This is a genomic window from Actibacterium mucosum KCTC 23349 (assembly GCF_000647975.1).
Lineage (GTDB): Bacteria > Pseudomonadota > Alphaproteobacteria > Rhodobacterales > Rhodobacteraceae > Actibacterium > Actibacterium mucosum.
The window spans coordinates 173,974-192,496 of the sequence record NZ_JFKE01000005.1 but is presented as its reverse complement, the minus strand read 5'-3'; the positions used below and the strand labels follow the sequence as shown (position 1 = coordinate 192,496).

19 protein-coding genes are annotated in these 18,523 nt (G+C 59.8%); 13 read left to right on the top strand and 6 right to left on the bottom strand.

Annotation, left to right across the window (positions count from 1 at the left end):
* Positions 1-100: 100 nt before the first annotated feature.
* Positions 101-400 carry a hypothetical protein gene (locus ACMU_RS12865; RefSeq protein WP_035260194.1) on the top strand — a complete coding sequence of 100 codons (300 nt, stop codon included), beginning with the start codon at positions 101-103 and terminating at the stop codon, positions 398-400.
* Here ACMU_RS12865 and ACMU_RS12860 read toward each other — a convergent pair.
* Positions 397-1,152 (bottom strand): sulfite exporter TauE/SafE family protein, encoded by a 756-nt coding sequence (locus ACMU_RS12860; protein ID WP_035260193.1) that lies wholly within the window; start codon positions 1,150-1,152, stop codon positions 397-399. The genes ACMU_RS12865 and ACMU_RS12860 overlap by 4 nt on opposite strands.
* Before the next feature lie 153 nt (positions 1,153-1,305).
* Here ACMU_RS12860 and mdh point away from each other — a divergent pair, with 153 nt between their 5' ends.
* A complete protein-coding gene (gene mdh / locus ACMU_RS12855) occupies positions 1,306-2,268 on the top strand; it encodes a malate dehydrogenase (protein ID WP_035260192.1) in 963 nt (320 codons plus the stop codon).
* On the opposite strand, the gene ACMU_RS12850 is transcribed toward mdh, so the two are convergent.
* Positions 2,227-3,318, bottom strand: coding sequence for a glycosyltransferase family 2 protein (locus ACMU_RS12850; RefSeq protein WP_152544612.1), 1,092 nt, complete (start codon positions 3,316-3,318; stop codon positions 2,227-2,229). The genes mdh and ACMU_RS12850 overlap by 42 nt on opposite strands.
* 145 nt (positions 3,319-3,463) lie before the next feature.
* The gene (locus ACMU_RS12845) at positions 3,464-3,820 is read right to left on the bottom strand and encodes a VOC family protein (protein WP_035260635.1); all 357 of its coding nucleotides are present in this window, start codon (positions 3,818-3,820) and stop codon (positions 3,464-3,466) included.
* Positions 3,821-3,904: 84 nt separating this feature from the next.
* Here ACMU_RS12845 and ACMU_RS12840 point away from each other — a divergent pair, with 84 nt between their 5' ends.
* The 8 genes from ACMU_RS12840 (at position 3,905) to hisB (ending at position 14,879) form a co-directional block, all read left to right on the top strand.
* Positions 3,905-4,639: a helix-turn-helix transcriptional regulator gene (locus ACMU_RS12840; RefSeq protein WP_035260188.1), complete on the top strand. Its 735-nt coding sequence runs from the start codon at positions 3,905-3,907 to the stop codon at positions 4,637-4,639.
* Between the two features lie 254 nt (positions 4,640-4,893).
* Entirely contained in the window at positions 4,894-6,087 is a 1,194-nt protein-coding gene (gene sucC / locus ACMU_RS12835) for an ADP-forming succinate--CoA ligase subunit beta (protein WP_035260185.1), read from the top strand.
* Positions 6,088-6,683: 596 nt separating this feature from the next.
* Positions 6,684-7,565, top strand: coding sequence for a succinate--CoA ligase subunit alpha (gene sucD, locus ACMU_RS12830; protein WP_035260183.1), 882 nt, complete (start codon positions 6,684-6,686; stop codon positions 7,563-7,565).
* A 103-nt stretch (positions 7,566-7,668) separates the two neighbouring features.
* Positions 7,669-10,626: a 2-oxoglutarate dehydrogenase E1 component gene (locus ACMU_RS12825; protein WP_035260180.1), complete on the top strand. Its 2,958-nt coding sequence runs from the start codon at positions 7,669-7,671 to the stop codon at positions 10,624-10,626.
* Positions 10,627-10,632: 6 nt separating this feature from the next.
* On the top strand, positions 10,633-12,132 hold the full coding sequence (gene odhB, locus ACMU_RS12820) for a 2-oxoglutarate dehydrogenase complex dihydrolipoyllysine-residue succinyltransferase (RefSeq protein WP_035260178.1): 1,500 nt from the start codon (positions 10,633-10,635) through the stop codon (positions 12,130-12,132).
* Positions 12,133-12,152: 20 nt separating this feature from the next.
* Positions 12,153-12,662, top strand: a complete 510-nt coding sequence (locus ACMU_RS12815) for a hypothetical protein (RefSeq protein ID WP_035260176.1) — start codon at positions 12,153-12,155, stop codon at positions 12,660-12,662.
* Positions 12,663-12,743: 81 nt separating this feature from the next.
* Positions 12,744-14,132, top strand: coding sequence for a dihydrolipoyl dehydrogenase (gene lpdA / locus ACMU_RS12810; RefSeq protein WP_035260174.1), 1,389 nt, complete (start codon positions 12,744-12,746; stop codon positions 14,130-14,132).
* Positions 14,133-14,291: 159 nt separating this feature from the next.
* Positions 14,292-14,879: an imidazoleglycerol-phosphate dehydratase HisB gene (hisB, locus tag ACMU_RS12805; protein ID WP_035260172.1), complete on the top strand. Its 588-nt coding sequence runs from the start codon at positions 14,292-14,294 to the stop codon at positions 14,877-14,879.
* Here the strand turns inward: hisB and ACMU_RS12800 are convergent.
* Positions 14,876-15,484 carry a DUF2306 domain-containing protein gene (locus ACMU_RS12800; protein WP_035260171.1) on the bottom strand — a complete coding sequence of 203 codons (609 nt, stop codon included), beginning with the start codon at positions 15,482-15,484 and terminating at the stop codon, positions 14,876-14,878. The genes hisB and ACMU_RS12800 overlap by 4 nt on opposite strands.
* 83 nt (positions 15,485-15,567) lie before the next feature.
* Between ACMU_RS12800 and ACMU_RS12795 the strand changes: the two genes are divergently transcribed.
* Positions 15,568-16,173 carry a TetR/AcrR family transcriptional regulator gene (locus ACMU_RS12795; RefSeq protein WP_035260169.1) on the top strand — a complete coding sequence of 202 codons (606 nt, stop codon included), beginning with the start codon at positions 15,568-15,570 and terminating at the stop codon, positions 16,171-16,173.
* 51 nt (positions 16,174-16,224) lie between these two features.
* A complete protein-coding gene (gene hisH / locus ACMU_RS12790) occupies positions 16,225-16,863 on the top strand; it encodes an imidazole glycerol phosphate synthase subunit HisH (RefSeq protein ID WP_035260166.1) in 639 nt (212 codons plus the stop codon).
* A gap of 111 nt (positions 16,864-16,974) precedes the next feature.
* Here the strand turns inward: hisH and ACMU_RS12785 are convergent, their stop codons facing one another.
* Entirely contained in the window at positions 16,975-17,370 is a 396-nt protein-coding gene (locus ACMU_RS12785; RefSeq protein WP_035260164.1) for a DUF2147 domain-containing protein, read from the bottom strand.
* 131 nt (positions 17,371-17,501) lie between these two features.
* Between ACMU_RS12785 and hisA the strand changes: the two genes are divergently transcribed.
* Entirely contained in the window at positions 17,502-18,224 is a 723-nt protein-coding gene (hisA, locus tag ACMU_RS12780) for a 1-(5-phosphoribosyl)-5-[(5-phosphoribosylamino)methylideneamino]imidazole-4-carboxamide isomerase (protein WP_035260162.1), read from the top strand.
* Between the two features lie 72 nt (positions 18,225-18,296).
* On the opposite strand, the gene ACMU_RS19505 is transcribed toward hisA, so the two are convergent.
* Complete coding sequence (locus ACMU_RS19505; RefSeq protein ID WP_161635682.1) at positions 18,297-18,455, bottom strand: hypothetical protein; 159 nt, start codon at positions 18,453-18,455, stop codon at positions 18,297-18,299.
* Positions 18,456-18,523: the final 68 nt, after the last annotated feature.

Sequence of the window (18,523 nt, the reverse complement as noted above, 5' to 3'; positions counted from 1 at the left end):
CGCCGTCACGCATCGTTTACCAATAATTGAGGCCGCAGGCGCAGCCTTTTCCCTGCAACCGGGTGCGTGGAGGGCCGCCCCATTAGGAAAGGACAGATTCATGAAAGAATTTTTCGCTGTCACCCTGTGCCTCGGCGTTTTGATCGCGGGCTCGGTCCGGGCCCAGACGATGCAGTCATGCGGGCCACGCGCGGCGGTTCTGGAGCAACTGCAAACCAAATACGGCGAAACGCGGCGGGCCATCGGGCTGGGTGCGAACTCGGTCATGGAGGTGCACGCCAACGATCAAACCGGCAGCTGGACCATTACGGTCACAAACGCCGACGGCGTGACGTGCCTTGTCAGTTCAGGTCAGGCATTTGAAACGATGGCGGCCGCCTTGCCCGGCCAGGGTGCCTAGGTCAGCGCGTCAAAGATCAGCTTGGATCCTGTCAGCAGCAGCATCACGTAGGTCAGCCCGAAAAACAGCCGTTCCGGCACGATACGGTGCGCCCAAACTCCGATCCGGGCGCCGAACACGGCGAAGGGGATCAGGCAAGCGGCGGCAATCAACGCCTCGCGGGTGAAGAGGCCCAGCATCGCATAGGGCACGGCCTTGGTCAGGTTGATCGCCCAGAAAACAAGAACGGTTGTGGCCTGAAAGGCGGTTTTACTGAGACCCGAGGACAAAAGGTAAATCGTGACCGGCGGGCCACCTGCATGGCTGACAAAGCTTGTAAACCCAGCGGTTGCGCCGAAGAGCCCCCCGGCGACGTCACCAAAGGGCCGTTCACGGGGCCTGATCCAACCCATCGCGACAATGCCCTGCCACACCACGAACCCAACCGCGATGCCACCGATCAGCAGGCGCAGCAGATCAGGGTCGGCAGATTTGAATACCAACGCCCCCAGGATCACACCGGGCAAAGCGCCCAGGATCAGCAACAACGCGATGCGGCTGTTCCACTTCTTCCAATAGGGGCCAAGCGTGGCCACGTCGATGGCCATAAGGACCGGCAGCATCACCCCCACGGCGACCGCTGGCGGCAGGATCATGGCCAGAATCGGCGCGGCGGCAAAGGATGCACCCGAGCCAAACCCCCCCTTCGACACGCCAGAAAAGATCACCGCCGGGATTGCCAGCGCGAAAAATGTAACATTCAGGTCAAGCATTCTTACGCCTGTTTTTCGGGGGTTTTTCTTCCGTTAGCGCATAACATGAGCAATGGAAAGGCAGTTGCTTATTTGCGCCGCAGCGCAGCAGGGTTGCACGCAGGGCCATCCGCGGCTAGGCATTCGCCAACTTCAACTGACAGGATGACCCTCATGTCTCGACCCAAGATTGCGCTGATCGGCGCCGGACAAATTGGTGGTACACTGGCCCATCTGGCTGCCATCAAGGAACTCGGCGATGTGGTTCTGTTCGATATTGCCGAAGGTACGCCTGAAGGCAAAGCCCTGGATATTGCTGAATCGGGCCCTTCGGAAGGCTTTGACGCCAAGCTGAAAGGCACGCAGGACTATGCCGATATCGCTGGTGCCGATGTCTGCATCGTGACCGCCGGTGTTCCGCGCAAACCTGGGATGAGCCGCGACGACCTGCTGGGCATCAACCTGAAAGTGATGAAATCGGTCGGCGAAGGCATCGCTGCCAACGCGCCGGACGCGTTCGTGATCTGCATCACCAACCCGCTGGACGCCATGGTCTGGGCGCTGCGCGAGTTCTCGGGCCTGCCCCACAACAAGGTCTGCGGCATGGCTGGCGTTCTGGACAGCGCCCGTTTCCGCCACTTCCTGAGCCTGGAATTCGACGTCTCGATGAAAGACGTCACCGCGTTTGTTCTGGGTGGCCACGGCGACACCATGGTGCCGCTGGCGCGCTATTCGACCGTTGCCGGTATCCCGCTGCCCGACCTGGTCGAAATGGGCTGGACCACGCAGGAGAAACTGGACGCCATCATTCAGCGCACCCGTGACGGCGGCGCCGAGATCGTTGGCCTGTTGAAAACCGGTTCGGCCTTTTACGCGCCGGCCACCAGCGCCATCGAAATGGCCGAGGCTTATCTGAAAGACCAGCGTCGCCTGCTGCCATGTGCGGCCTATTGCGATGGCGAGCTGGGCCTGAAAGGCATGTATGTTGGCGTGCCGACGATCATCGGCGCCAACGGCATCGAAAAGGTTGTCGACATCAAGATGACCAAAGACGAGCAGGCCATGTTCGACAAGTCGGTCGACGCGGTGAAAGGCCTAGTCGAGGCCTGCAAAGGCATCGACAGCACCCTGGCCTGATAGCATCCCGGAAGGCGGGTTTTGGATGCTGCGGATCACCGCAGCATCAAACCGCGCCGCATCGAAAGGTGCGGTCGGCGTCTCGCCTTCTGACGACCTCAGATGCATGATGGGTCTGAGAAGATCCAATTTCCTGAGTTGCTCTGCGTGATCAGGCGTCAACCTGCGCAGCGCGTCGAAAATCCGCGTGGCTTCTTCCAGATCCCAGTTTCGCGCAAGAAAATACTGAATCTGTTTGTACCTTTGGCCGCCTGTCCGCGGGTTGCGGTACATCCGGCGGTTTGCCCGGTGGAACCTGAGCAGCTTTGACAGCCAATGCGTCGGCGTAATGGCGTCGTAGTGCACCAGCCAGCTTTCATTGGAAATATGCGAGCGGATCAACGGCGACGGATCGGGCCAATGCACCTGGATTTCCACGGGCACACCGGCGCGTGTCGCCGACTTGCCCAAATCGTGGGCCGTGAATCCGTTGTTGGTGAAGGACACATACGGCTCCTTGCGGAAGGGCGCCGAAGTTGGGTGATCGGCAAGCAATGGCGCAAGGCAGTGCCCGTTCAACGGCGTATCCGCTTCTTCGCCTTCCACGAAGTAACGCTCGCCATTGACGAACCTGACACTGTTTATGTCGGCGGGCAGACGGTCGAGCTCGTCAGACAGGTCCGTTGATTGCAGGAATTCATCGGCATCGATGTGCAAAATCCAGTCAACATCCATCTCTCGGTATGCGGCGGTTGCGTTGGTGTGCTGACGCTGCGGAAAGATCGCGCCAAGCCCATTGGGCAAGTAGGTCGCATAGTGCGTGTTGTCCGCGATAATGGGCTCACATCCGGCGAAATCTTTGAGCTTCTCGGCGAATGCCGGCCCGTCCGGACCTTCGAGGTAAAGGCGAATTTTCGTCGCCCCCATAGCAAGGTGATGAGTTACAAAAAGCCGCAGGATTTCAAAGGGTTCGTGCACTGTCGCGACGATACCCCACGTAGGTTTTTGACTTGTCAATAAACTGCCCTCGATATTGCCAATGGACCTTATCGCAGGGATTTGGTCGTTCAAACCAAGTTTTTGTGAATACCCGATTGTGCATGAGATCAAGGGTCACCCCACCAGATTTCAGGAGCGTCAGGTCTGTAAACAACAGTACCGACTTGACCTGCATCCAATTGCGGCAGGGGGGGGAACCTGCCGCATTGTTTTCTGTTTAGTCGGCAAAGCACAGTTTGTTGCCATCCATATCGCGGATATAGGCCGAATAACGCGGGCCGCGCTGGCCAGGTGCGCCTTCGCAGGTACCGCCAAGTTCAAGGGCCAACTTATGCAAACGCTGCACTTCTTCCGTGCTGCCCAGACCAAAGCCCAGCATGGTGCCGTTCCCGTGCGTGGCCGGGGCCTGATCAAACGGAATAGCAACCGCGAAGGCGAAATCCTGGCTGACCCAATAAGTCATGCGCTCAGCCGGCTGCATCTTGTTCATGCCCATACCGTCAAACAGCCGATCGTAAAACGCCACAGCGGCATCCATGTCGTTTGTGCCCAGCACGGCGTAATTCATCTTCATCTTCATTCTCCTGCTTTTTGGCCACGTTCCGGGCCTCGGGATGGATGTATTGACAAATATGTCAAATCACGTCGTATTTTTTGCATGACCGGCTCAACCACAACAGATCGCCTGCATCGCCTGGACCGGCTGGAGGCTTTGCTGAAACAGGACATGCACCGGACGGTGCAAGACATGGCGCAGGATTTGGGCGTAAGCACCCGGACAGTGTCACGCGATCTGGAATTGCTGCGCGAACGCGGCTTGCCGATTGATGCCGACCGCGGTCGGGGCGGCGGCGTGCGTCTGGACCGGAACTGGGGCGTCGGGCGGTTGAACCTTGCCTATGCCGACGCGATTGACCTGCTGATCAGCATTGAAGTGGCCGAGCAGATGGGCTCGGCCCTTTTTCTTGCAAATCTTGCCTCGGTGCGCCGACAGTTGGTGGCCTCGTTCTCTCCTGAAAGGCGGCGTCAAATCGACAGGTTGAAGTCACGGATCATAGTGGGGATCACAGCATCAACCTATGTTCAGGCCGGGGTCACTGCACCGCCAAAGCGTGTGGTGCAGGCCCTGCATCAGGCGTTTCTGGATCAGGAGGTTTTGGCGGTCACCTACCAACGTGAGGATGGGGCGCATTCCAAACGGCACATCGAACCGCATTATCTACTGCTGAAATACCCGGTTTGGTACGTGATTGCCCACGACCGTTTGCGTAACGCCCCGCGTACCTTCAGATGCGACCGCATCGTGACCGCCAACCGGACTGGCGACAGGTTTGACCTTTGCAACAAGACCGCATTCGAGTCGTCACTGCGCGACAATGACCTGTTAGTTTAACGCGCGATTTGAGGCCGCAAGCCACCAGAAAACGACGCAATTCACCGGTTTTGGTGTCAAAAAGGGTGAACCGATGCCCAGTCCGTCACCAGTTTGGAAACACGAAATTCCACGTTGTGATCACACTTTTTTAGCTTGTGATCACAAAATGCAAAAAGATTGACCAATATAGCGCTAACTTTTCCGAATCCCTTTGCTGGCTTGATATTTCGTGCTTATCCGGGTCCGGAGAGCTCTAATGAAGGGAAAAGTTCATGAACATTCATGAATACCAGGCAAAGGCCCTGCTGCGTGACTACGGTGCCCCGGTTTCGGATGGTCGCGTTGTACTGAAAGCCGAAGATGCCAAAACCGCTGCTGGCGAGCTGGGCGGCCCGCTTTGGGTGGTCAAGGCGCAAATTCACGCAGGTGGCCGCGGCAAAGGCAGCTTCAAGGAAGCCGAAGCTGGTGAAAAAGGCGGCGTGCGTCTGGCCAAATCGGTAGAAGAAGCCGCCGAAGAAGCCAAAAAGATGCTGGGCCGCACGCTGGTCACGCACCAGACCGGCCCCGTGGGCAAGCAGGTCAACCGCATCTATATCGAAGAAGGCAGCGACATCGATCGCGAGCTGTACCTTGCCCTGCTGGTGGATCGTCAGACCAGCCGCGTGTCGTTCGTCTGCTCGACCGAAGGCGGCATGGACATCGAAGAGGTTGCGGCCTCGACCCCCGAAAAGATCCTGTCGTTCAGCGTTGATCCGGCCACCGGCTATATGCCTTATCACGGCCGCCGCATCGCCTTTGCGCTGGGTCTGGAAGGCGCGGCCGTCAAGCAATGCGTGGCGCTGATGGGCACCCTCTATAAAGCCTTCGTCGAGAAGGACATGGAGATGCTGGAGATCAACCCGCTGATCGTGATGCCCGGCAACGAGCTGAAGGTTCTGGACGCCAAGCTGGGGTTTGACGGCAACGCCATGTACCGCCAGCGCGATGTCGCCGAACTGCGCGACACCACCGAGGAAGACCCCAAAGAGCTGGAAGCGTCGAAATACGACCTGAACTATATCGCGCTGGATGGCGAGATCGGCTGTATGGTGAACGGCGCGGGCCTGGCCATGGCGACGATGGACATCATCAAGCTGTATGGTGCGGAACCGGCCAACTTCCTGGACGTGGGCGGCGGCGCCACCAAGGAAAAAGTGACCGAAGCCTTCAAGATCATCACCTCGGACCCCAACGTGAAGGGTATCCTGGTGAACATCTTTGGCGGCATCATGCGCTGTGACGTGATCGCCGAGGGCGTGATCGCCGCGGTGAAAGAGGTGGGTCTGCAAGTGCCTCTCGTTGTGCGGCTGGAAGGCACCAACGTGGAAAAAGGCAAAGAGATCATCGCCACCTCGGGCCTGAACGTGATCGCGGCGGACGACCTGAAAGACGGCGCCGAGAAGATCGTGAAAGCGGTGAAAGGGTAACGTCGTGCGGTTAGCTATTCTTTTTTCGGTTATTGCAGCGTTGGCGGGTTGCCAAATGCAACCGCAATCTGAACAGGTATCCGCACAAGTTTCCAAACCAAGGGCCGCGAAATCTGATGAGTTCTTGAAACTTTACTTTGATACTTGTGTTGCGACAGCTCAAAGGTCTCGAACCCAACTAAGAAACGCAATCCGAAACACTTACGCAAATGAGCAAGAGACGGTAGCCGTCCCTTATAGCCACGCCGAGTTTAGCGCTGACGGTTATAGTGAAGACTATCCAACTCGTGGTGTAGGCTATTCTTATTGCGCTCTTCAATCGGAGGTTTCTGACCCGGAACAGTTTCTAACGAGGTTCATAGAGGAAGTGCAAAAAACGCTGCCTTCCAATGTTGTACTTCTGAAAAACGACAACAGAACCAGATTTAGCGAAGCAAGTGTCACGTCACGGTTCGTTGCCCTGGGTCGCCCGGTAATAATGACCGCACAAATCTATAGAGATCGTGAGACTAGAAAGCTTGATGGCAAGAACGTTTCGATCACCATGAACGCATCTCACGGCCTCATCCCCAATTCTTGAAACAGGAGCCAAAACAATGGCAGTCCTCGTAGACGAAAACACCAAGGTGATCTGTCAGGGCCTCACCGGCTCGCAGGGCACTTTTCACTCGGAACAGGCAATTGCCTATGGCACCAAAATGGTCGGCGGTGTGACGCCGGGCAAAGGTGGTCAGACGCATCTGGGCCTGCCGGTCTTTAACTCGGTGCACGAAGCCAAGCACGTGACCGAGGCCAACGCCTCGGTGATCTATGTGCCGCCGCCCTTCGCGGCCGACTCGATCCTGGAAGCCATCGACGCCGAGATGGAACTGATCGTGTGCATCACCGAAGGCATTCCGGTGCTGGACATGATGAAAGTTAAGCGCGCGCTGGAAACCAGCAGCTCGACCCTGATCGGCCCGAACTGCCCCGGTGTCATCACACCCGACGCCTGCAAGATCGGCATCATGCCGGGCCACATCCACAAACGCGGCAGCGTTGGGGTTGTGTCGCGCTCGGGGACGCTGACCTATGAAGCGGTGAAACAGACCTCGGACAGCGGCCTGGGCCAAAGCTCGGCCGTGGGTATCGGCGGCGACCCGATCAAAGGCACAGAGCATCTGGACGTGCTGGAAATGTTCCTGGCCGATGACGAAACCCAGTCGATCATCATGATCGGTGAAATCGGCGGCAGCGCCGAGGAAGAAGCCGCGCAGTTCCTGAAGGACGAGGCCAAGAAGGGCCGCTCGAAGCCCACCGCGGGCTTCATCGCGGGCCGCACGGCACCTCCGGGCCGCCGCATGGGCCACGCGGGCGCGATTGTCGCCGGTGGCAAAGGCGGCGCCGAGGACAAGATCGAAGCCATGCGCAGCGCCGGCATCGTGGTGGCCGACAGCCCCGCAACGCTGGGCGAAGCCGTGCTGGAAGCGATCGGCTAACAAAAAGTGACACCGATCCGGGCTTGAAAAAGCCCGGATCTAACAAAAAGTAATGGCCCGCAGGGCCGCAATTTAACAGCAGCCCGCCAATGTGGAGGCAAGGATGACGGATCAATCACCCAACGACGTATTTCACGCGTCTTCGTTCATGCAAGGCCACAATGCCGAGTATCTGGAGCAGATGTATGCCCGATACGCCAACGACCCCAATGCGGTCGATGAGGCGTGGCAGCAGTTCTTTGCGCAGCTGGGTGATGCCGAGCTGGACGTGAAGGCCGAGGCAAGCGGGCCGTCATGGGCGCGTGGCGACTGGCCACCGGCCCCCAGTGACGATCTGACCGCGGCGCTGGACGGCCAATGGCCCGCCCCGGCCGAGACCAAGGAAGCCGGCAAGAAGATCAAAGCCAAGGCGGCCGAGAAAGGTGTTGAAGTCAGCGACGAGGCGGTTAAACGCGCCGTGCTGGATTCGATCCGCGCGCTAATGCTGATCCGTGCCTATCGTATTCGCGGCCACCTGGTGGCCGATCTGGACCCGCTGGGCATGCGCGACGAGACCCCGCACCCGGAACTGGATCCGAAATCCTATGGCTTCACCGAGGCCGACATGGACCGCCCGATCTTTATCGACCAGGTTCTGGGCCTGCAGATCGCGTCGCTGCGCCAGATCCTGGACATCGTGAAGCGCACCTATTGCGGCACGTTTGCCCTGCAATACATGCATATCTCGAACCCCGAAGAGGCCGGCTGGCTGAAAGAGCGGATCGAGGGTTTTGATAAGGAAATCCGGTTCACCCGCGAAGGGCGCAAGGCGATCCTGAACAAGCTGGTCGAGGCCGAGGGTTTCGAAAAGTTCCTGCATGTCAAATACATGGGCACCAAGCGCTTTGGCCTGGATGGCGGCGAAAGCCTGATCCCGGCGATGGAGCAGATCATCAAACGCGGCGGGGCGCTGGGCGCCAAAGAGGTGGTGATCGGCATGCCGCACCGGGGCCGTCTGTCGGTGCTGGCCAATGTGATGGCCAAGCCTTACCGCGCCATTTTCAACGAGTTTCAGGGCGGCAGCTTCAAACCCGAAGATGTCGACGGCTCGGGCGATGTGAAATACCACCTGGGCGCCAGTTCTGACCGGACCTTTGACGACAACGAGGTGCACCTGTCGCTGACAGCCAACCCCAGCCACCTGGAGGCGGTGAACCCGGTTGTTCTGGGCAAGGCCCGCGCCAAGCAGGATCAGTTGAACGACCGCGCGCGTACCGGGGTCATCCCCGTACTGTTGCATGGCGACGCGGCCTTTGCGGGTCAGGGTGTTGTTGCGGAATGTTTTGCCCTGTCGGGCCTGCGTGGCCACAAGACCGGCGGTACGATCCATATCGTGGTGAACAACCAGATCGGGTTCACCACCGCGCCACATTTCAGCCGCTCCAGCCCTTACCCCACCGACAATGCATTGGTGGTGGAATCGCCGATCTTCCACGTGAACGGTGACGACCCCGAGGCCGTGGTGCACGCCGCCAAGGTGGCCACCGAGTTCCGCCAGAAATTTGGCAAGGACGTGGTGATCGACATCTTCTGCTATCGCCGGTTTGGCCACAACGAGGGCGACGAGCCCATGTTCACCAACCCGATCATGTACAAGCGCATCAAGGGCCATAAAACGACCCTGAGCCTGTATACCGAGCGGCTGGTCAAGGATGGCCTGATCCCCGAGGGCGAGATCGAGGATATGAAGGCGGCCTTCCAATCGCACCTGAACGAAGAGTTCGAGGCCGGCAAGGAATATAAACCCAACAAGGCCGACTGGCTGGACGGGCGTTGGTCGCATCTGGATCGCGAGGGCGAAGATTACGAGCGCGGCGTGACCTCTGTTTCGCCCGAAACCCTGGAAGAGGTGGGCAAGGCGCTGTGCCACGCGCCAGAAGGTTTTGCCACGCACCGCACCGTTTCGCGCTTGCTGGACAGCAAGTCCGAGATGTTCAAGTCAGGCCAGGGGTTTGACTGGGCCACGGCCGAGGCGCTGGCCTTTGGTTCGTTGTTGACCGAAGGCTATCCGGTACGTCTGGCCGGTCAGGACAGCACCCGCGGCACGTTCAGCCAGCGCCACTCGGGCCTGATCAACCAGGACACCGAAGAGCGTTACTATCCGCTGAACAACATCCGCGCCGGTCAGGCGCAGTACGAGGTGATCGACTCGATGCTCAGCGAATACGCGGTGCTGGGCTTCGAGTACGGCTATTCGCTGGCGGAACCAAACGCGCTGACCATGTGGGAGGCGCAGTTCGGCGACTTTGCCAATGGCGCGCAGATCATGTTTGACCAGTTCATCAGCTCGGGCGAACGCAAATGGTTGCGTATGTCGGGTCTGGTGATGTTGCTGCCGCACGGGTTCGAAGGCCAAGGTCCCGAGCACAGCTCGGCCCGGTTGGAACGGTTCCTGCAAATGTCGGCCGAAGATAACTGGATCGTGGCCAACTGTACGACCCCGGCCAACTATTTCCACATCCTGCGCCGCCAGCTGCACCGCGACTTCCGCAAGCCGCTGGTTCTGATGACGCCGAAATCGCTGTTGCGGCACAAACTGGCCGTCAGCACCGCCGACGAGTTCACCACCGGTTCGTCCTTCCACCGCGTGCTGTGGGACGACGCCGAACAGGGCAATTCCGACACCAAACTGGTGGCCGATGACAAGATGAAACGCGTCGTCGTGTGTTCGGGCAAGGTCTATTACGACCTGCTGGAGGAACGCGACGCCCGCGGCATCGACGATATCTATCTGCTGCGGCTTGAGCAGTTCTATCCGTTCCCGGCCATTTCGATGGTCAAGGAGCTGGAACGGTTCAAGCAGGCCGAAATCGTCTGGTGCCAGGAAGAGCCCAAGAACCAGGGGGCCTGGACCTTTGTGGAACCGAACCTGGAATGGGTGCTGACCCGCATTCAGGCCAGCCACCAGCGTCCGCGCTACGTGGGCCGCAACGCCTCGGCATCGCCAGCCACCGGTCTGGCCAGCCAGCACAAAGCACAACAAGCCGCGCTCGTGAACGAAGCGCTCACCATCGAAGGGTAAGAGAAGATGTCCACTGAAGTTCGTGTACCCACTCTGGGCGAAAGCGTGACCGAGGCCACCGTGGCCACTTGGTTCAAGAAACCCGGCGACGCCGTTGCCGTGGACGAGATGCTGTGTGAGCTGGAGACCGACAAGGTCACCGTCGAAGTGCCCAGCCCCGTTGCCGGTACGCTGGCCGAGATCGTCGCCGAAGAAGGCGCAACCGTTGGCGTTGACGCGCTGCTGGCCAATGTGTCGGCGGGCGAAGGCGCAGCAGCCGCCCCTGCCCCCGCAGCCGAGGCCCCCGCAGCCGCCGCACCCGCCCCGTCGGGCGACGCCGTTGACGTGATGGTGCCCACGCTGGGCGAAAGCGTCACCGAGGCCACCGTTTCGACCTGGTTCAAAGCCGTGGGCGACAACGTTGCGCAGGACGAAATGCTGTGCGAGCTGGAGACCGACAAAGTATCGGTCGAGGTTCCGGCACCCGCCTCGGGCGTGCTGGCCGAAATCATCGCCGCCGAAGGCGCCACCGTGGATGCCACCGCCAAGCTGGCCGTGATCTCGGGCGGTGCGGTTGCCGCGGCACCCGCTGCGGCCCCGGCACCGGCGGCGGCCCCCGCAGCGACCGGCGGCAAAGACGTCGAAAACGCCCCTTCGGCAAACAAGCTGATGGCGGAAAAAGGCATCGATCCGGCCAATGTGCAGGGCTCGGGCCGCGACGGTCGCATTATGAAAGAGGACGTTCTGAAAGCCGCCATCGCACCGGCCGCCGCTGCGGCCCCTGCACCGGCTGCCGCGCCGCGCGCGCCTGTCCCCGCTGACGATGCGGCACGCGAGGAACGGGTGAAAATGACCCGCCTGCGTCAGACCATCGCCAAGCGTCTGAAAGACAGCCAGAACACCGCCGCCATGCTGACCACCTATAACGAGGTGGATATGGGCGCGGTGATGGATCTGCGCAAAGAGTACAAGGACCTCTTTGAAAAGAAACACGGCGTGCGTCTGGGCTTTATGTCCTTCTTCACCAAGGCCTGCTGTCACGCGCTGAAAGAAGTGCCCGAGGTGAATGCCGAGATCGACGGCACCGACATCGTATATAAGAACTTCGTTCATATGGGCGTGGCCGCCGGCACGCCGACCGGCCTTGTGGTGCCGGTGATCCGCGACGCCGACAGCATGTCGTTCGCCGAGATCGAGAAAGCCATCGCCGAAAAAGGCAAGCGCGCCCGCGACGGCAAGCTGTCGATGGCCGAGATGCAGGGCGGCACCTTCACCCTGTCGAACGGCGGCGTCTATGGCTCGCTGATGTCCTCGCCCATCCTGAACCCGCCGCAATCGGGTATTCTGGGCATGCACAAGATCCAGGACCGCCCGATGGCCATCAACGGCCAGGTGGTGATCCGCCCGATGATGTATCTGGCGCTGAGCTATGATCACCGCATCGTCGACGGCAAAGGTGCCGTGACCTTCCTGGTCCGCGTGAAAGAGGCCCTGGAAGACCCGCGCCGCCTGCTGATGGATCTGTAAACTCTGGCTGAACGCGTGGCATGACAGACGTTTCGAATAAACGCCCCTTGGACCAGCGCATTGCAATTCTTGCCGTGTGCTTGGTTGCGTGGGGCGTTGTTGCGATCAGTTTGTTTGTTGCGTATTTACACTTCATAGCGAGCGCACCCACTCAAGACCCTTCTTTGGGGGGGACGGCCCGAATCGTGGTGTATTTCTTGGCGGGGATCGCCTTGTCGGCTTGCGCGTACCGGTACCAAAAACTGGCGTTGTGGCCAGCGGTGATCCTGCTTGCCTTGACGTTCCCCAATTCCTTCTTTGCGTTTCTGGATCACGTCCAAAACCCCCCGCCGCCACTCGATCTGACACTACTGCTTGACGGCGGAGTTCTGGATGAGACCTCTAATTCCGACGCGCTGATACGTGAGGTTTTCCGAGACCACGACGCAGGGGTGAGTTTTATGCGTAGCTTGTTGGTTGTGGCGATGACTGTCAGCGCACTGCCCAGCCTCATCCTGTGGCGCCTTTACAGCAAAGGTTACCTGCAATGACGCGGTGTGCGAACTCACTCGACAATCCATCTTTGGTCGGGAAAATGTCCCGAAGCCCGGCCCACAAAAAGGACAAATGAAATGGCAAACTATGACGTCATCGTAATCGGCGCGGGCCCGGGCGGCTATGTGGCCGCGATCCGCTGTGCGCAGCTGGGCCTGAAAACCGCCTGTGTGGAAGGCCGCGAGACGCTGGGCGGCACCTGCCTGAATGTCGGCTGTATCCCGTCAAAGGCGCTGCTGCATGCCACGCATCAGCTGCACGAAGCCGAGCACAACTTCGCCGATATGGGTCTGAAGGGCAAAAGCCCCTCGGTCGATTGGGCGCAGATGAAATCGTATAAGGACACGGTTGTTGGCCAGAACACCGCCGGCATCGAATTTCTGTTCAAGAAGAACAAGATCGACTGGCTGAAAGGCTGGGGCTCGATCCCCGAGGCCGGCAAGGTCAAGGTGGGCGACGAGGTGCACGAGGCCAAGGCGATCATCGTCGCCACCGGGTCCGAGGCCAGCAGCCTGCCGGGTGTTGAGGTGGACGAGAAGATCGTTGTGACCTCTACCGGCGCGCTGGAGCTGGGCAAGATCCCCAAGAAACTGGTGGTGATTGGCGCCGGCGTGATCGGGCTGGAAATGGGGTCGGTTTACAAACGGCTGGGATCCGAGGTGACGGTTGTCGAATTCCTTGACCAGATCACGCCGGGCATGGACGCCGAGGTCTGCAAGACCTTCCAGCGCATCCTGAAAAAGCAGGGCTTCGAGTTCATCCTGGGCGCTGCCGTTCAGAAGGTGGATACGACCAAGACCAAAGCCAAGGTCACCTATAAGCTGCGCAAGGATGACAGCGAACATGTGCTGGACGCGGATGCGGTTCTGGTGGCCACAGGCCGCAAGCCGTTTACCGACGGTCTGGGGCTGGAGGCTTTGGGCGTAGAGTTGCACCCGCGGGGTCAGATCAAGACGGATGCGCATTGGGCCACCAACGTGCCGGGCATCTATGCCATTGGCGATGCGATCGACGGCCCGATGCTGGCCCATAAGGCCGAGGATGAGGGCATGGCCGTCGCCGAGGTAATCGCGGGCAAACATGGCCACGTGAATTACGGCGTGATCCCCGGCGTGATCTACACCGCGCCCGAGGTTGCCAGCGTTGGCGCGACCGAGGATGCTCTGAAAGAGGCCGGGCGCGCCTATAAAGTGGGCAAGTTCCCCTTCATGGGCAATGCACGGGCCAAGGCGATCAAACAGGCCGAGGGTTTTGTGAAGATCCTGGCCGATGCCGAGACCGACCGCATTCTGGGCGCCCATATCATCGGGCCGGGTGCGGGCGACCTGATCCACGAGGTGTGCGTGGCGATGGAGTTTGGCGCCTCGGCCCAGGATCTGGCGCTGACCTGCCATGCGCACCCAACCTATTCGGAAGCTGTGCGCGAGGCGGCTCTGGCTTGCGGTGACGGGGCGATCCACGTCTGATCGGCGCCCGGTTATGCGTTCATCAATCCGGGCCCTTGGTGGCCCGGCTTTCTTCACGCGCGGTGGGAATGTCACATCTGCCGCGCGCCTTGTCTGAACCGCCTTTCATGCGCCGCATTCGGCGCTTATAAGACCCCTCGCAACATCAGGAGACCCGCGATGCGGACGGCCAAGATCACACGCGAGACGGCAGAGACACAGATTTCGGTTGAGGTGAACCTCGACGGAACGGGCGTTTATGACAACCAAACCGGCGTCGGGTTCTTTGATCACATGCTGGATCAGTTGTCGCGCCATTCGCTGATCGACATGACCATTCGTTGCGCTGGCGACCTGCATATCGACGACCACCACTCGGTTGAGGATGTGGGCATCGCGCTGGGTCAGGCTTTGGTGCAGGCGTTGGGCGACAAGCGTGGCATCCGCCGCTATGGCGCCTGCCTGTTGCCGATGGATGATGCGTTGGTGCGCGCGGCGCTGGACCTGTCGAACCGCCCTTACCTGGTGTGGAATGTCGATCTGCCCACCGCCAAGATCGGGACCTTTGATACCGAACTGGTGCGCGAGTTCTTTCAGGCGCTGGCGTCGAGCGGCGGGATCACCCTGCATATTGACGCGCTGCACGGAATCAACAGCCACCATATTGCCGAGGCCGCGTTCAAGGCCGTGGCACGCGCCCTGCGCGAGGCGGTGGAGGCCGACCCGCGCAAGGGGGACGCGATCCCCTCGACCAAGGGTGCGCTTTAGGCGGCCAGAGCGGCCGGGCGGCGGCGCAGCCACCATTCGGCCACGATCAGGTTCGGCACCCAACATGTCCAGGCAATGACGGGATAGGCGAATTCAAAGCCAACCACGGGCACGCCCAACGGTAATTGCAGCCGCAGCGTGACAGCGGCGAGGGTCAGTGCGGCCGACCGGATCATCCATTTGCGGTGTTGCGGGATACGGCGGTTCAGGGCGTGCCACACGGCCAGAACCGTGGTGACCAGCCAGAGGACAGAAAGCACAAAGAATCCGGTGGCTGCGAACAGGCCGCCATCGGCATTGGGCGCGATGATCAGACCGGCAACACCTGCAATCAGGATTGACATGCCATAAGTGCGGCCCATCCAGCGGTGCAGGCCGGGCCTATTGGCGCGCAGTTTCTGCGAGAACTGAAACGGCACCATGGCAAGGGCGATGGGGGCAAAGAAGATATGTGCGTAGAAGGCACCTTTGGCACCTTGCAACTGATGCATCATGGCGCTCATCACGACGGTGATATCCGCCACCAGGAAACGCCAGGATGCCAGCGCCACACCCAGCGTAAGGAACCATAGAAAAACATATCTGTAAAAGGCTAGCAAAGTCATTTCGCGTCTCCGTGTCCAAACTTGACACTGTAAAGTTAACACACATCTTGACGCTGTCAAGTTTATCATTAGAATTTCTGCAAATGACTGAAAAGAAGACAAAACACCACCACGGCGACCTGCGTAACGCGCTGATTCAGGCAGGCATTGCGATTCTGGCTGAGGACGGGATCGACAAGCTGACGCTGCGCCGTTGCGCGGCGCGCGCGGGGGTCAGCCATGCGGCGCCCGCGCACCACTTCAAAGGTGTCGAAGGGCTTAGGGGGGCAATTGCCGAGGAAGGCTTTGTCATTTTCCGTGGCTATATGCAGCGTGAATTGGACAAAGTCGGCGACGACCCACACAGACGCCTTAAGGCGATCAGCCTTGGCTACCTGTTATTCGCGCTGGAGAACCCGGCGCTGTTCGAACTGATCTTCGGGATCAGCGCGATGCTGTATTTGAACGAGGTACAACCCGAAAGCCCCGGTGCGTCTTATGACATGCTGCGTCAGTGCTGTGCGCCGTTTGTGGCCGAAGGTGCGGAGAGCGGTCCGGTTGAGGCGCAAGTCTGGTCGTTGATCCATGGCTTTGCAACATTGTTCTTGTCGGAACAATTCGGCCCCGTAGACCGCGGGAACCCGGATCTGGATGCGTTCAACAAGGTTATCACCCTGCTGGACAGCCTGCCTTTGGCGGATCGGGCTTGACGCCCGACGCGTTTCGCGCGACGTGACAGGCAGAAAACCGGAGACCTGCGCATGCTGACCGCCATTGTCGATTATGAATCGGGAAACCTGCACTCGGCCCAGAAGGCCTTTGAGCGGGTGGCCCGCGAGGTGGATGCGGGCGAGGTTCTGGTGACCTCGGACCCCGAAGCGGTGCGGCGCGCCGATCGGGTGGTATTACCCGGCGACGGGGCCTTTCCGGCCTGTCGGCAAGAACTGTTCGACCATTCCGGCCTGTATGAAGCCATCGAAGAGGTGGTTATGAGCGCGGGCCGTCCGTTCATGGGGATATGCATTGGCATGCAGATGATGGCCACGCGCGGGTTGGAATATTCTGAAACGCCGGGCTTTGACTGGATCGGCGGCGAGGTGGACCGGATCACGCCAAGCGATGCATCGCTGAAGGTACCGCATATGGGCTGGAACGATCTTGTGATTGACCAACCGCACGCGGTGTTGGACGGGGTTGCAACGGGCGATCACGCCTATTTCGTGCATTCCTATCATTTCAGGGTGGACGCAGCCGAGCACCTGGTGGCTCATTGCGACTATGCCGGTTCCATCACGGCGATCGTGGGGCGCGGCAATATGGTGGGCACCCAATTCCATCCCGAAAAGAGCCAAGCCACGGGTTTGCGGATTATCGGAAACTTCCTGCGCTGGGCACCGTAAGCAGCTGTTTGTTAAAGGAACGCGCACCCTGGCGGGCACGCGTGCCGTTCTTGTCTCGCTTGGGGGGCAAGCCCCCGCGCTCGGGTTGCCGCCCGTTGCGGTTTGATCGAGTTACTTCACCCGGTTCCACTGGCCGCCATCACGGCAGATACCCAGAACGCAGCCCGATATGGCAAGACTGTCGCCGCTGAGAGCCATTTTCGAGTTATAGGTCTTGTCGCGATCCGGGGCCCAGACCTTGCCCTTGCCGTATTTCCCACCGCCCAGCGCTTGCATGTCCCAGATGATGGCGCGGCCAACATTTTCGGATTCGACCTGTGCGCCGGAACTGTCAAAGGCCTTGATCAGCGTGCCGCAGATCTTGGCGCCGCAAGGGGCAATTTGAATATGTCCGAAATTGCCGTTGTCATCGGGCGTGGTCTTCCAAATGCCTTCAACCGGATCGGCGGCCATGGCAACACCGGCAGAAAACATGAATGCCGTGGTCAGAGCGAGTTTTTTGAACATGGTGTCCTCCCTTGTGGCGGATATCCTGCATGGGGCGACACGCCCGTGGCAAGCATGACGTTAAGTCGGCTTGCCGTTGCGCTTGGGCGTGGGGCGTGCATAAAGGCGGCAGACAAAGACAGGAGCCCGACATGATCCTTTATCCCGCCATCGACCTGAAAGACGGACAGGCCGTGCGCCTTTACAAGGGCGAGATGGATCAGGCGACCGTGTTCAATGACGATCCTGCCGCGCAGGCCGAAGCCTTTGTGGAAGCCGGTTGCGCGTGGTTGCATCTGGTCGATCTGAACGGTGCTTTTGCAGGTGAGCCGGTGAACGCTGCGCCGGTCGAGGCGATCCTGAGCCGGTGCAAAGTGCCTGCGCAGCTGGGCGGTGGGATCCGCGATATGGCCACGATTGAGAAGTGGTTGGGCAAGGGGCTGGCGCGTGTGATCCTGGGGACCGTAGCGGTGGAAAACCCCGATCTGGTGCGCGAGGCGGCCAAAGCGTTTCCGGGGCAAGTGGCTGTTGGCATTGATGCCCGGAATGGGCGGGTCGCGACCAAAGGTTGGGCCGAAGAAACCGACGTGATGGTGACCGACCTGGCGCGCAGTTTCGAAGACGCTGGCGTGGCGGCGATCATCTATACAGATATCAACCGCGATGGCGCGATGCAGGGACCAAACATTGAGGCGACCGCCGATTTGGCGCGCTCGGTATCCATCCCGGTTATTGCCTCGGGTGGGGTCTCGTCTTTGGAAGACCTGGTTGCATTGCGCGATTGTGGCGCTGATCTGAATGGTGCGATTTCCGGGCGGGCCCTTTATGACGGTGCAATTGATTTGGCCGAAGCATTGCGCGTCCTAAAAGGTTAACGCCCAATCAGTTTTCTGTCCCGCAGGACTGAAAGCTGCGCATTTCGGCAGCGCTCGTTCATGTGAATTGATTCAGCCCGTCAAGCCGCTCACAGAAAGGACGGCCCAAATCAGCGCAGCCCAGATCAGGCCGCCAGCCGTCGCAAACGGGAAAATCCAAGCGCCTGGAACAAAACGATTTTCCATCGCTTCCAGTGTCGCATCACTAAGCACACGCATTTGATTGGTCATTCAACTTTCTCCACCCGCTATCACGCATAGTTCAATGCCAAGAATCAGCCAACGCTTCAGCGTTGGGA